This is a genomic window from Gluconobacter thailandicus F149-1 = NBRC 100600 (assembly GCF_000964465.1).
In the GTDB taxonomy this organism is placed as follows: Bacteria; Pseudomonadota; Alphaproteobacteria; order Acetobacterales; family Acetobacteraceae; genus Gluconobacter; species Gluconobacter thailandicus.
Genome location: NZ_BANH01000024.1, coordinates 104,702 through 118,983, shown reverse-complemented (window position 1 = coordinate 118,983; position 14,282 = coordinate 104,702). Strand labels below are relative to the sequence as shown.

Sequence of the window (14,282 nt, the reverse complement as noted above, 5' to 3'; positions counted from 1 at the left end):
GCGCTTACCAGGGCTGGACGAATGAATCGTGGATCGGGTGATCGTCCGCCCTGCGTGTCGATGTGATTTGCCAGTGATCCTTTACAAAATGGAACTTCAGGCGGCTCCCTTTGAGGGACTGCCGAAGCGCCTGTTTGGCGGTCAGCTTTCCTGAAAGTGCCGGGGCTTTCAGATTTCCAAGTAAATTCGGTTCCACCTGAATGAAGCAGCCAGTGCTGTGGGTCAGATCCTGCAACCGTTCATCCATCCGTTGAATGGGGAGAGACATAGGGATGGCGTCTCTCATGCACGCTCCAAAAGCCACGACAGGGCAGATAAGGGTCAGTACGAGAATTGCAAGAACTCGAAAGGACATGCTGCCTCCTTCAGGCGGACTGTTCCTGATGAGGTAGCGGAAAGAAAGCCCGCTATGGGCGGCTTTCGTCGTCCCAGACATGTTTTAATTGAAACAGGCTTTGTGTTCTGGCTCGTCGAACTGGAGTGATCCGTATTGGAGAAGGCGGCAGGCCCCAGAATAAAAAAGCGGTGTCAGATCAACCGGCAAAATAAAGGCAGATCTGACACCGCTTTTTCAGGGAGCGGAAAATTTCTGATTCAGAAGGTCGTATCTACAAGCTGTCGACCAAGTGCCGGGTCATCCGTGAAGAACCCGTCGATCCCCATATCCAGATAGCGACGGACTTCTGCAATCATGCCTTCCGGATTGCGGGCTGCCGGGCCTGCGTCATTCCGCAGTTGAGCTGGAAGGAAATAGTTTTCCGGACGGGCCGTGTAGGAATGAACAAGCAACCCTGCGCGATGAGCGTCATCCACAAGCGTGCTGGGTTCAAGCCACGTGCCCTTTGAATCGCGCGGGATCAGATCCGCGTTGGACGGGCCGATGACGTCCGCATAGCGGCGGACATCCTTGAGGCCGTCCGGCGTCATCAGATCACCAAAGGTTGTCGTCTTGCCTGCTGCGGTCAGGTCGGGGGGAACCTGTTTGCGCTCCCCCATCAGAAGCATCAGCCGTGTCTGTGGATTGATGGCCAGTGCCTGCTCCCGGATACGGGCGAGGTTGGACGTCTCGAAAGACTGGATTTCGAGCGGGGCCTGACGCGTATATTCGTGAGCCGCGATGGTCTTCAGGAAGATTGCTTCCGGATCATGACCAAGGCTGTGAAAATGCGTGGAATGCTTGAGTTCCGGGATCAGACCGAAGGTTTTTCCGGTAGCCGCAGCCTGAGCAGCGACAACTTCAATGACCTCTTCAAACGTCGGGATTTCGAAGCGGTCGTTGTAGCGGGTGTTATGGACACGCAGGGTGGCCAGACGCTCGCGGGCACGGAGTGTTTTGAGTTCCGCGAGGGTAAAGTCTGTCGTGAACCAGCCGGTCTGCTTTTGACCATCGATGGTAACGGCCTTTTTGCGGTCAGCGAATTCCGGATGGTCTGCAACGTCTGTGGTGTCTGCAATGTTGCTTTCGTGGCGAACGACCAGATGGCCATCTTTCGTCATGACCAGATCGGGTTCGATGAAATCGGCACCATCCAGCATCGCCTTGGCATAAGCGCCCAGTGTGTGTTCGGGACGGAGGGCCGACGCACCGCGATGGGCAAACACCAGTGGCTTTGGGGCCAGAGAGGAAGCCGCCTTTGCAGGGCGGCTCAGGTGAAGGGCAGGGAGGGCTACGGAAAGCAGACCCATAGTGCGGCGGCGCGTCAGCATGGAGCAGTCCTTACAGTGTGGCGTTCAGTGTCAGGAAAAAGCTGCGTGGGGCAACCGGGAAGGCACTGAACTGACCGGACGTCTGGGTCGCGTTGATGGTGGACCAGGCGCGGGTGTTGGTCAGGTTGGTGATGTTACCCTGTACGCGCAGGGCCGCAATGTGCGGGATGCCGTGGAATGTGTAGCCAGCGTTCATGTCAAACTGCGCGAACGGCGCGGCATACATGTCGTTCGTGTAGGTCGCATAGCGCTTGCCGGTCACGACACCGATGAACTGGCCGTAAGCGTTGCCCCAGTTGGTGCTGAACACGAACTTTTCGGACCAGGCAGGCATACCCACAACGTTCTTTCCAGCAGTCCGCACGGTTGTCGTGCCGGTGCTGTAGTTATCGTTGTAGGTGGACTTGTTATAGGACAGGCCGTTGTAGAGCGAGAAATGTTCGCCAAAATGGGTCGTGAAAGAGAAGTCCATACCATCGGTTGTGACGGAACCGACGTTCGCCAGTGTGGTGGCAGAGCCTACGATGGAAGACAGGGTCTGTGTTGTGGCAACAGCCAGCAGACGGTTCGAGAAGTGAACGTGATAGTAGGAAAGCTGGCCTTCGATGGAGGTCAGCGGGCCAAGGTGGATCTGGCGGTGCTCACGCAGACCGGTTTCGTAGGTCCATGATGTTTCCGGCTTGCCGTTCTTCTTGAACTCTTCAAAAGCGGCCTGGCTGGTTGCGCCCCATGGAGTTGCATTGCCATAGCCTGCGTTCTGGAAGGACCGCATGTTTTCCTGAATGGTGGCGAACCACTGTTCGTTCGGCGTGATGTTCCAGACGGCACCGAAGGACGGCAGGAACGGACGCTCTGCAGCAATCGTGCCGCCCGGAGCTGTCACGGCGTAGGACGGAGACAGGGAGCCAGGCTTGGCGGCGACGGGCAGGGTGCCGTTCGTGTAGACCAGTTCGGATTTGAAGCCGGCAGCCAGTGAGAAATTTTTGGAAATCTGCCAGTTGTCCTGAAGGTGCGTTACGAACGTATTGGTATAGAAATTGTTCGTGTACTGGTCGATCAGGGCGTTCTGCTGACGCTCATACGGTGTGGTCGGGTTGTTGGCATCCAGCGGGTACCAGCGGCGAGCCTGGGTATTGTTGTTGCGCTCATACCAGCCGCCAACTTCGATGGAATGCTTGCCGAGATGGTAGCGCAGGGTGGAAATCAGGCCGCCACGGTTGTCCCAGTATTCCGTCGTGCGGGTTGCATAGCCGGAACCACCGAAGACCGTGCTGAGGTCCTGCCCGGGGAAGTAGGCTGCAAACAGTGTTGGCAGGCCCGCTGCCGTGATGGGCCCTGCAACGACGCCCTCACCGAGATCATGGTGATAATAGATTGAGTTGTCCCAGTGCAGGTCAGCACTGAAATCATGTGTCCACTTGGCGTATGCAAGGAAGTCCTCGCGTTGGGCCGCGGAATAGTAATTGCGGTAATTCAGACCGGCATTCTTGTATTCGGCTGAATTGATGTAGGACTTCGCATAATTGTAATTCGGATATGTGAACGGACGGACATATGTGCCGTAACCCTGCGGCAGCGTCACACTGTCTTCGTTTGGCTCAACTTTCTGGGACCAGTCGAAGAATGCGGAGAAGTGATCGTGCGCGCTGTGGTGAACGAACTTGGCGTTGACCTGATAGCCGCCCTGATGGCCTGCAAAGTCCCACGCGCGGGCATCCTGACGGGCGAAGGAGACATAAGCCGAGTTGCCGTTTCCGAATTCACCCGTATCGAGACGGGCAAAGGTGCGGAACGTGGACCAGCTTCCGAAAACCTGTTCGATCTGGGCGCCGCGCTTGCGCAGCGGATCCTGCGTTGCAAACTCGAGTGTACCGCCAAGATTGGACGTCGACGCTGTTCCAAGACCACCTGCACCGGTGGCAATGGAGGCTGATCCGATATTCTCACTGATGGCGGCGCGCTGCGGGGACAGGCCGTTGTAGTTGCCATAGGCCTGATCGCCGAGGGGAATGCCATCCAGCGTATAACCAAGCTGTTCCTTGGCAAAACCATGCACGTACAGGGAAGAATTCTGCTCGTTGTTGCCCCAAGGATCAGCGTTGTTGAACACGACGCCAGGCAGGATCTGGAGGGCCTTGATGGGGTTCACACCAGGCAGAATACGCTGCATCTGGACGCGGCCGAGTGTCTGTTCGGAACGGGTACGCTTGGCGGTGATCACAAGCTGCTCGGAACCGCCCGCTACATCTGCGGCTTTATGGGATGCGGTATGTTTCTTACCCGCTTTGGGAGCATCGGCACCCTGAGCAGATGGCAGCGCCATGCACACTGCTAACGGAGAACAGAAAAGAAAGAGCAACCCTTTGTTGCGCTTGAACTTTGAAGGCATGGTGGTCTTCCCGTAACGAGCCAGAATCGAAACGGGCGGAAACTAAGCGCAATACTCTGAGGTGTGTGTGAACCTAGTGTGAAGCTCAGGTGACAGTTTTATGACGCCGTTTGCCAGCCTGGGCCCACGATCGCGACGCGACGCCCGAACGGGGTCTCCTGCAACACTATAACTTCTCTTTCCTCAAGATAAGCCAGTTGGCGGCGGGCACGGCCCAGAGAATGGGTGCCGTATGCACGCGCCAATGCATCATCGTCCGGGCAGGTTTCCGAATCGAGTGCAGTGCGTGCCAGCAACAGAAAGACCCCTTGAACATCCTCTGGCAGGGATGCTGCAATGGCTTCGGCTTTCTGCCAGTCTTCGCTCTCGGCACGCTCCCGATCCAGACCGGCACGGATGGTGGCGAGGATGCGTTGGAAGCGTCCGAGATCCAGAATGTTCCGGGACAGTCCCTGAATGCGGGCCCGGAGCTGAAAGTCCTGATACAGGGTGGCAAGCGGCTTGTAGTCCGCACCCTCTTCAGAGGCGACGCCAGCAACCATGTCCCAGATCTGGGCAGGATCAATCTCGGTGATGTCGGCCGTTGCTGCGGGTTCTTCTGCGGCCTCCCGGGTGGCGCCATAGGCATCAAGCTGCGCGAGGAGATCCGGTGGTGGCGGTCGTGTCTCGCGGCGCGGACGTGGAGAGAATTCGTGGACAGGTTCGAGGATAATGTCTCGCAGATCCTCGGCATCCATAGGCTGGAGCGGGACCAGAACCGGTCCCGTGTTGTGACTGGCAGTCTCCACCGGGCCGATTGTCAGTAGCTTTGGGCGGCGTGACAGGGCAGGGCCAAGAGCCATGAACTGTCCGCGTGCCAGGTCACGGAAAGATTCTGCAGCCCGGCGTTCCATGCCCAGAAGATCGGCGGCGCGGGCCATGTCGATATCCAGGAAGGTTCGGCCCATCAGGAAGTTCGAGGCTTCGGCTGCAACGTTCTTGGCCAGTTTAGCCAGACGCTGTGTCGCGATGACCCCTGCGAGACCACGTTTACGGCCACGGCACATGAGGTTCGTCATGGCACCCAGCGAGAGGCGACGGGCTTCGTCGGATGTGTCACCGCCTGCAACTGGTGCGAAAAGCTGGGCTTCATCCACGACGACGAGGGCCGGATACCAGTGTGCGCGGGGCGCTTCGAACATGCCGTTCAGGAACGCTCCGGCCGCACGAAGCTGCATCTCGGCTTCCACCTGCTCCAGATTGAGGACAACCGATGCACGATGGGCTCTGACACGTTCTCCCGCAGCGCGGAGGCTGGCTTCGGACTGATCTTCGACATCAATGACCAGATGGCCATAGCGCTCTGCCAGAGTGACGAAGTCGCCTTCCGGATCGATCATGATCTGCTGGACGAGTGTTGCAGTCTGTTCCAGCAGGCGGCGCAGAAGATGGGATTTGCCCGAGCCGGAATTGCCCTGAACCAGCAGGCGCGTAGCCAGCAGTTCCGGCAAATCAATGCAGGTGTCTGAGCCGTCGCGGCCCTGTCCGAGAACGATGGATGTCATGGGGTCACGCGATACCCGAAACTGACGATTCTAGCCACCCAAGGACGCCCTGTGCAGCCGCAAGACCGGTGGAAAAACATCCCTGCAGGAGATAGCCTCCGGTCGGCGCCTCCCAGTCCAGCATTTCTCCGGCAGCGAAAACGCCCGGTTTGGAGCGGATCATGAAATGCTCGTCCAGTGCATCCTGCCGTAATCCACCCGCTGTAGAGATGGCGCGATCCAGAGTGTCTGTCCCCGTGAGAGTGACGGGAAGTGCCTTGAGAGTCTGTGTCAACTGATGCGGTGTGGCGTCTTTGGGGGTTGCATCGCGCAGGAGTTCGCGGGCGATGCTGTCCAGCGCGAACGCCTTTCGCAGACGGTTGGACAGGCTTTCCCGTGGGCGCTGGGCTTGTAATCGTTTCAGGGCAGTGTCTTCGGACAGTGTAGGGCGCAGGTCCAGCAGCATGGTTGCACGGCCCTCTCGGGCAATCGCCTCCCGTAGGCGCGCCGACAGAGCGTAGAGCGCAGATCCCTCAAGGCCTCGCGCAGTGATTGTCAGGTCTCCGCGAGTTTTCTGGTTTTCAAAGGACAGGCCGACTGAATGAAGAATGTTACCTTCGTGTCTGCGTAGAAAATCGTCTGACCAGTCAGGCGTAAATCCGCAATTGGCAGGGGCAAAGGGGGCTGTTTCCGCAGCAAAGAGATCAGCCCATTTTCCGTCCGATCCTAACCGGGACCAGCTTGCGCCCCCCATGGCCAGAATAACGGCGTCTGGACTGACGGTGACGGCGCCTTCTGGTGTCTCAAAGCGAAGTGTTTTGTCATCCCATCCCGTGAAGCGATGGCGTGTCCTGATGATGACGCCTTGTTCTGCAAGGCGGCCTAGCCAGGTTCGCAGGAGCGGGGAGGCCTTCATGCTTTTGGGAAACACGCGTCCTGAGGTGCCACTGAAACAGGGTTGGCCAAGATTTTCAGCCCAGTCGCGTAAATTATCGGGCGAAAATGCATGGAGGGCCGGGGAGAGCCAGTCCTGTGCGGCACCGTATCGCGTTATGAAACGATCCAGTGGTTCGGAATGTGTGAGATTGAGGCCACTCTGGCCCGCCATGAGCAATTTACGCCCTACACTCGGCATCTGCTCGAAGATCTCGACACGGCAGCCGTGGGCGGAAAGATATTCGGCAGCGAACAGTCCGGCAGGGCCTGCGCCGATAATGGCAACGGAAGGGGGCATAGGGAAACGGCTCATGGCTGTCTGATTGCCATGAGCCGGGGCGTTTGTCAGGCGTTTGCGCCGGAGTATGGTCCTGAGGCTGTCAGTTTGTCGGCCTCAGGAAAGAAGACTTAGAAGCCGGCGCTGATGGAGCCGGTTGCAGCGAAGGGAGCCGCAATGGCGTAGGTCGGGACTGAGCCCTTTACCGTATTGCCGAAGATACCCTTCATGGTTGTTGCGTTTGTCTGCACGCTCAGCGGGAAGCCGAGATAGTGCTTGTTGGTGATGTTGCTGATGTTGAGCTTGATGTTCGGGCTCTGCAGGAAGCCAACATTGTGGAAGCGATAGCCGACCGTCAGATTCATGCGGACATAGGACGGAACGGCTTCGTCGTTCATGAAGGTCGAATACTGCTTGGCAACGTATTTCAGATTGTACGCGCCAAAGAGACTGCCATCATCGTAATCAAGATTGAACGCGACCTGATATTTAGGTGTCTCAGGAGCGAATTTTCCCTTGGTATGCAGGTAGTCTGTCGCGCTGCCGCTGCCGCCGCGCAGATTGCTGGTCGTGCGGGCATCGACATACTCAAAGGATACATACGGGCGCAGATGGTAAAAGATCGGGCGTGTACCGATTTCGGCATCCACACCATTTGTGCTCTGACCACCAGCATTGATATTGTTGCTGTAGTAGTTGGAGCAGGCATCATCCGCGCACTCGCTCTGCGAGAAGAAGCGGTTCGTGAAGTTGTAATGGAAGTATGTGATGGACGCCATGATGTCCGATCCCGTGTAACGCCAGCCGGCCTCTTCCGAAATGGAGATTTCAGGGTTGAGGTTTGACGTTCCGCGCGTGCCATAGCCGCTGCTGGCCTGATGGGGCGCCTTGACGGAATAATAGGTGCCGGCATCAAAGAGGGCGTAGTTTGTTGGCATCCGGAAGTTGGTCGCACCAGAGATGAAGATCTGGTTTTCCGGGTTGATCTGATAGCGGATGGAAGCCGTTGGCAGCGGTTCGTAATAGGTCTTGTTGATATACGGACCGGTGGATGTGTTCGGCAGCATATTGTGCGCATCACGGGTGACGATGGCGTATTTCAGGCCGCCCTCGATCGTGAGCTTGTTGTTCAACAGGGACAGGCTGTCACCGATGAACATCGTATGCACGCGGGTCTGCGTCAGGTTGGAGCGATACTGATAGGTCTGGCCGTTATCAAAAACGTAGTTTGCCGCCTGGCCCCAGACGCTCCATGGCGTTCCATCTGCGCCAATGCCCGTGGCAGGCCCGCTCTGGATCTGCTTGGAATATTCGAACCAGTAACCGACCATGAGGCGGTTGACGCCTGTGGTCAGCGTCAGCTTCGTAACGGCACCCGGACGATAGGTTGTCGTGATGGATGGTTCATAGAGCAGGCTGCCCTTGGCAACGGTCTTGCCTTCAAGCGTGCCGCTCATGCTTGTCGCGCCGTAGCTTGTGGGGACGGAGTAGGCACCACCGCCGCTACCGCTACCGTACCAGAAGTAAGGCGTTTCCGTCAGCGTCAGGTGATCCGTTAGCTTGAAGGTGGACGGTGCACTGACATAGATGTTGGTGAACGGGTTCTGATGGAACTTGTAATAGTCCGCATCGCTCTTCGTGGTCTGGCCTGTCGGGTCCTTGTACACGCCGTTATAGACGGTGTTGGAAATCGTGGCCGTGGTGTTGTTCTTGAACGTGGTGCCATTCGGGCGTGTGCAGGTTGCACCAGCCGAGCAGGAGGCCACGTATTTGTCCTTCACGCCCAGCCCGTATTCGTTCCAGGAGGCCATGTTCACGGAACGGTTCAGGTAATTGTAGAGACGGTTGCCCACGATCGCGAGAGAGACGCGGTTTCCGTCGCCCCAGTCATTCACGATCTTGCCTTCGGCGTGCAGCTTACGGTTCGTCGCTTCACTGTGAACGGCATCTTCCGTTGCGTAGGAACCGGAAAAATAGGCGCGCAGGTTCGTGTGGCCGATCTTGCCGGTGTCGAGGCGCAGGAAGCCACGGGTGTAGTCATAGGACCCGTAGGAGACGTCGAAGGCGCCACCGGCCTTCATCTTCGGATCGATCATGTACATGTCGACCACACCGCCCGTTGCGCTCAGATGCGGGCTGTCCAGATCCGCAGAACCCTGGGCCAGATTGACCTTCTGGAGGTTCTCGGAATCCACGATTTCCTGGGAATATGTCTGGAAGGAGCCGACATCGTTGATCGGGAAACCTTCAAGCGTAAAGCCCATCTGCGTCTGATCGAGACCACGGGCGCTCATGTGACTTCCCGTCAGGCCAGCCGGGTCGGAAGAGGATACGTTTGCACCCGGAAGCAGGGCGATGAGCTGCATCGGGTCCTGACCCGGAGCCTGCTTCTCAATGAAATCGCGGGACACACTGGAGACGGATTTTGCAGCATCCTGCTTCTGCATCAGGCCGCCACCAACGTCCCGGCGTGTAACGCCGTCAAAATACTTGCGATGCCCGCTGACGGCGACGTGTTCTTCATGCACCTCATCTGTCGGCGCTGTATTACCCATCATGGACGGTGCTGAGGCAGCCGTAGGATGGCGGACTGGTTTATGATCCGGTGCTGAAGGGGTGGTTGCCGCCAGCGCAGAGGCGGTCCCCAGGGCAATAAGCGCGGACGTTGAAAGCAGGCGTGCAAGGCGCATTAGGAAGATGGTCTTTCTCGGATAGTGAAATAAAGCGAGAGGCAAAAACCATGCTTTGTCACATTCTTCAACACTCCGAGAGTTGAAACGCTATGACATAAATAATCATGATATTTCCGCAACAAAATGTCGTTGGAAAGTGTGCTTTGAGTGCCCGAGCATCTGCGCGCTATAAGTGGTCACTGCTGACGTTCGGAGGTTTTGAAAATGCAGAACGCAATCCAGCGCCGGGTGGCCCAGGGACAGGGGCGTGAACCGGCCGATCTGGTGATCCGGAACGTCCGCCTGTTCGATCTTGTGACGGGTGAACTTGTTCCGACAGATATCGCAATCTGTGGAGACCGGATTGTCGGAACCTACGGTGACTATGAGGGGCGCGTCACGATCGACGGCAAGGGGCGTATTGCCGTTCCGGGTTTTATCGACACGCATCTGCACGTTGAATCGTCGCTCGTCACACCCTTCGAGTTTGACCGTTGTGTGCTGCCTCATGGTGTGACGACAGCCATTTGTGATCCGCACGAGATGGCCAATGTGCTGGGACATGCGGCTTTCGACTACTTTCTGGCATCCGCAGAACGAACGGTGATGGATCTGCGGGTCAATCTGTCGAGTTGTGTTCCGGCAACACCGATGGAAACATCAGGTGCAACGCTGGATGCCGCCGATCTTGTGGCTTATCGCGACCATCCGAAAGTGATCGGGCTTGCGGAATTCATGAATATTCCGGGAGTTCTGAACGGCGATCCGGGATGTCTGGACAAGCTGGCGGCTTTTGCTGGCGGCCATATTGATGGTCATGCCCCCTTGATGCGCGGCAAGGCCCTGAACGGGTATCTTGCAGCAGGCATTTCCACAGATCATGAAGCAACGGCTGCTGCGGAAGCTTTGGAAAAAGTCCGCAAAGGCATGACGGTGCTGATCCGGGAAGGGTCCGTCTGCAAGGATCTGGAAGCTCTGGTTCCGCTTTTGAACGTGGCGACATCCCCGTTCTTCGCATTCTGCACGGATGACCGTAACCCGCTGGAAATCGCGCATGAAGGGCATCTGGACTTCCTGATCCGCCGGGCGATCGAGCTTGGCGTTGAACCTCTGGCCGCCTATCGCGCTGCGTCTCTCTCAGCCGCCAATGCGTTCGGGCTGCGGGATCGTGGGCAGATAGCCCCGGGCAAGCGGGCGGATATTGTGCTGTTGGATGATCTGGAAAAATGTCTGGTCTCAGACGTGATCTCTGCGGGACGACTGGTAAGTGACGATCTGTTCGCACAACGTGATGTTATCCCGCTGGTTGGGCTTGGAAGCGTGAAGCTTCCCGGTGCAGTGACGGCTGAAGATATGGAAATTCACGGTTCTGGCGTGGATCGTCCCGTGATGGGCATTATTCCGGGGCAGATCATTACGGAATATCTGCGGCTCAATTTGCCAGAGGCCGGTGGTCAGGTTTTGTCTGATCCTGCCGCTGATGTTGCGAAGGTCTGCGTTGTTGCGCGTCACGGACATAATGACAATATCGGGCGTGGTTTCGTGAAGGGGTTTGGCCTCAAACATGGGGCTCTGGCGTCTTCCGTGGGGCATGACAGTCACAACATCTGCGTTGTGGGCACCAATGACGCCGATATGGCTGTTGCCGTGAACCGGCTTGAAGAAACGGGTGGCGGCTTTGTTGCAGTCCGCAACGGGCAGATTATTGCTGAACTGCGGTTGCCTGTGGCTGGCCTGATGAGTGATGCACCTTTCGAGCAGGTTCGGGACGACCTGATCGTTCTGCGCAAGGCCTCAAAGGATCTGGGTGTGTCGCTGGAAGAGCCCTTCCTGCAACTGGCCTTTCTGCCTTTGCCGGTTATCCCTCATCTCAAGATCACGGATCTTGGGATGATTGATGTTCGGACCATGGAACTTGTGTAACGCATAAAAAAAGCCCGCCTCCGTCAGGAAGGCGGGCTTTTTCGACGATCCTGAAGGACGTCTTCAGTGCGTGGATGCACCAGTCGCATTGGCGATGCCACGCTGTGCATCCGTAGCAGCGTTGGACGTTGCATGGCCTACGGCGCTGACGTCCTGGCCAGCGCCGCGGGTCGTGTTGCAGGCGGACAGGGAGACAGCCGTTCCCGTCAGCAGAGCAGAAACGAGCATCAGGCGGGCGAACGTGGATTTGCGGTTGTTGGTCATGCTGGCATGTCCTTCTTCTGAATGTTTCAGTCCGGTCATAACTGCCTGTCGTGTCATAAAGTTGCGTTTTTCTTTTCCCCGGGTTCCGAGCCAGGTCGCCATTCGAGAGCGTTTCGTTGGCATTGTCATCGGGAGAGGTGCGGTTTCCGGTTACGTAAATCTCATAAATCACATAAAAGTATGATGATATAACTTATGTAATGTTATATATGGGGCAAATGAACCGTTCGTCGCATGACGATGGTGCTGTTTTCTCCTTTCAGCGGCATGTCCTGCATGGGTGCCGGAGTTCCTTTTCATGAGTGACGCAACACTTCACGCTCAGCCTGTTGCTGCACGCCCCCCGATGGTAGGCCGTATGATGCTGGCCGTCGCGCTGGCCGCCATCGCAGGGCTGATGTTTGGTCTGGATATCGGTGTGATCTCCGGTGCTCTGGGCTTCATCAAGACCGAATTTCAGGCTTCCGATTTCGAGCTGTCATGGATTGTGTCGTCCATGATGGCTGGTGCGACCGTCGGGGCTCTTCTCGCAGGGCGTATGTCCTACGCGCTCGGGCGTCGTAAGTCCCTGACGTATAGCGCTGCAATGTTCGTCGTAGGGGCCATCATTTGCGCCATTGCACATTCGGTAGGTGTTCTCATCATCGGCCGCGCCATTCTTGGGTTGGCAATCGGCATCGCGAGCTTTGTCGCTCCGCTCTATATTTCCGAAATCGCGGATGAGAGCCGTCGTGGCAGCTTGATTTCGCTGTATCAGTTGATGATTACCACAGGCATTCTTCTGGCGTTCGTGTCCAACGCGATCCTGTCTTACAGTGGATCATGGCGCTGGATGCTCGGGATTGTAGGTGTTCCCGGTGCGCTGTTTTTGATCGGATCGCTGTTTCTGCCCGACAGCCCGCGTTGGCTCATGCTGCGCGGCCGGGATGAGGAAGCCCTGAAGACGCTCAGCACGCTTCGGCACACCCAGCAGCATGCTTATGCAGAAATTCAGGGTATTCGTGAACAGTTGAACTCACAGGCCAAGCAGCGCGGTCTGGCCATGTTCCTGGAAAACCCGAACTTCCGCCGGTCTGTGATGCTGGGAATTGGTTTGCAGGTTGTGCAGCAGTTCACGGGCATCAACGTGGTCATGTACTACGCTCCGCGGATTTTCGCGGAAGTAGGCTTTGGCCAGGACGGTCAGATGTGGGGAACGGCAACGGTTGGTCTGGTAAACTGCCTTGCGACCTTCATCGCCATTGCCTTTGCTGATCGCTGGGGGCGCCGCCCGATGCTGATCGCCGGATTTGCCATCATGGCTGCCGGGCTCGGAATTCTGGCCATGCTGATGGGAATGGGTGATCATGCAAGCTCTCTGACGCATTACCTCGCAATTTCGGTTCTGCTTTGCTTCATCGCGGGCTTTGCCTTCTCCGCTGGGCCGCTGATCTGGATCCTGTGTGCGGAAGTGCAGCCTCTTCAGGGGCGTGACTTCGGCATTACCTGCTCGACCGTAACCAACTGGGGAACGAACATCATTGTCGGTGCTACCTTCCTCGGCCTGCTGAACACGCTCGGCTCTTCGAACACATTCTGGCTCTATGCCGGTCTGAACGCCCTGTTCATCATCGTGACGCTGCTGTTCGTGCCTGAGACGAAGGGTGTTTCTCTGGAGACGATCGAAAGTCGCCTCAACCATGGTTATCGTCTGCGGGATATCGGGCGGTAAAGCTTTCCCCGTTTCTCATGGAAAAGGCCTTTCTCTTCCGGGAAAGGCCTTTTTTGTATGAGATGTTTTTTCGGACGGCTCAGGCCAGGTTGATGGCGACTGTGGCTTCACTCGTCAGAACGCGAAAGGTGAAGCTTTCCTGAATGTAAAGCTCCACCGTCTCGGCAGTATGGCCAAGATAGCCGATCGAGAAATCCTGCCCGATATCGAGCACCAGATCACCGCCGCGCGTTGTGACAACAAATGCGCCTTCAATGGCCGGAGCCCAGATGATCTTGCCGTCAATCATGCTCTCGAGATGTCTGCGGATCGGATACCCGTCATCATCGCCACCGCTGACGGCCTGATAGGCCTTGGCGCCGAGAACGATCGAATACGGACCATTGACGCCAGCCAGGCGTAGCTCATTCAACGCATCTGCGATGATGTGTGAGTAATCCTGAATGCTGGCTGGAAGTGTCAGAGGCGTGTTGGACGTCGCTTCGCGGATACCTTTAATGCCAGCCGGGGCGTAGCCGTTGAAAATGGCGCGGTCTTCAGCGAATGCGATTTTCTGGGCGGCATCCTTGACGGGCTGCCAGTCGGAATCTTCTGACCCTCTGTCCACAGCATCGATTTCAGCGCGCGAAAGCGTGAAAGGGACGCGCAGTTCGACAACGGGAAGGACCTGACGCAGGGACGCGCTGATCCCGTCGTTTGGAGCTTCAATGCTGATCATGCGACCCGTTTCAACGGCTGAGAATTTTTCGCCCTTGGGTTCGGATGTGTCCACGATGCGGCGGCCCGCCAGATGACGGCGAAGGGTGCGGGAGGCTTCGTCCTCGATCTGCGCCCATGCGGCGGTTGAAATCGGGGCGAGATGACGGTGAAAATTGTTCAT

General features: G+C 57.1%; 10 protein-coding genes. 2 read left to right on the top strand and 8 right to left on the bottom strand.

Annotated elements, in window-relative coordinates; genetic code table 11:
• Window positions 1–4: 4 nt before the first annotated feature.
• From B7444_RS08280 to B7444_RS08255, 6 genes are all read right to left on the bottom strand, one after another.
• Entirely contained in the window at window positions 5–355 is a 351-nt protein-coding gene (locus B7444_RS08280; RefSeq protein WP_224777843.1) for an STN domain-containing protein, read from the bottom strand.
• A 239-nt stretch (window positions 356–594) separates the two neighbouring features.
• On the bottom strand, window positions 595–1,707 hold the full coding sequence (locus B7444_RS08275) for a glycerophosphodiester phosphodiesterase (protein WP_007282533.1): 1,113 nt from the start codon (window positions 1,705–1,707) through the stop codon (window positions 595–597).
• Between the two features lie 10 nt (window positions 1,708–1,717).
• A complete protein-coding gene (locus tag B7444_RS08270; RefSeq protein ID WP_007282532.1) occupies window positions 1,718–4,096 on the bottom strand; it encodes a TonB-dependent receptor in 2,379 nt (792 codons plus the stop codon).
• A 98-nt stretch (window positions 4,097–4,194) separates the two neighbouring features.
• Window positions 4,195–5,640 (bottom strand): ATP-binding protein, encoded by a 1,446-nt coding sequence (locus B7444_RS08265; protein WP_007282531.1) that lies wholly within the window; start codon window positions 5,638–5,640, stop codon window positions 4,195–4,197.
• Window positions 5,641–5,644: 4 nt separating this feature from the next.
• On the bottom strand, window positions 5,645–6,868 hold the full coding sequence (locus tag B7444_RS08260) for a TIGR03862 family flavoprotein (RefSeq protein WP_371859444.1): 1,224 nt from the start codon (window positions 6,866–6,868) through the stop codon (window positions 5,645–5,647).
• A 95-nt stretch (window positions 6,869–6,963) separates the two neighbouring features.
• Window positions 6,964–9,522, bottom strand: coding sequence for a TonB-dependent receptor (locus tag B7444_RS08255; RefSeq protein ID WP_007282529.1), 2,559 nt, complete (start codon window positions 9,520–9,522; stop codon window positions 6,964–6,966).
• A 207-nt stretch (window positions 9,523–9,729) separates the two neighbouring features.
• Here B7444_RS08255 and ade point away from each other — a divergent pair, with 207 nt between their 5' ends.
• Window positions 9,730–11,427 carry an adenine deaminase gene (gene ade, locus B7444_RS08250; RefSeq protein ID WP_007282528.1) on the top strand — a complete coding sequence of 566 codons (1,698 nt, stop codon included), beginning with the start codon at window positions 9,730–9,732 and terminating at the stop codon, window positions 11,425–11,427.
• Between the two features lie 63 nt (window positions 11,428–11,490).
• On the opposite strand, the gene B7444_RS08245 is transcribed toward ade, so the two are convergent.
• Window positions 11,491–11,691, bottom strand: coding sequence for an entericidin A/B family lipoprotein (locus tag B7444_RS08245; protein WP_029495674.1), 201 nt, complete (start codon window positions 11,689–11,691; stop codon window positions 11,491–11,493).
• 298 nt (window positions 11,692–11,989) lie between these two features.
• On the opposite strand from B7444_RS08245, the gene B7444_RS08240 reads away from it, so the two are divergent.
• Window positions 11,990–13,402, top strand: a complete 1,413-nt coding sequence (locus B7444_RS08240; RefSeq protein WP_016737674.1) for a sugar porter family MFS transporter — start codon at window positions 11,990–11,992, stop codon at window positions 13,400–13,402.
• Between the two features lie 79 nt (window positions 13,403–13,481).
• Here B7444_RS08240 and B7444_RS08235 read toward each other — a convergent pair whose 3' ends face one another.
• The gene (locus B7444_RS08235; RefSeq protein WP_007282525.1) at window positions 13,482–14,282 is read right to left on the bottom strand and encodes a family 1 encapsulin nanocompartment shell protein; all 801 of its coding nucleotides are present in this window, start codon (window positions 14,280–14,282) and stop codon (window positions 13,482–13,484) included.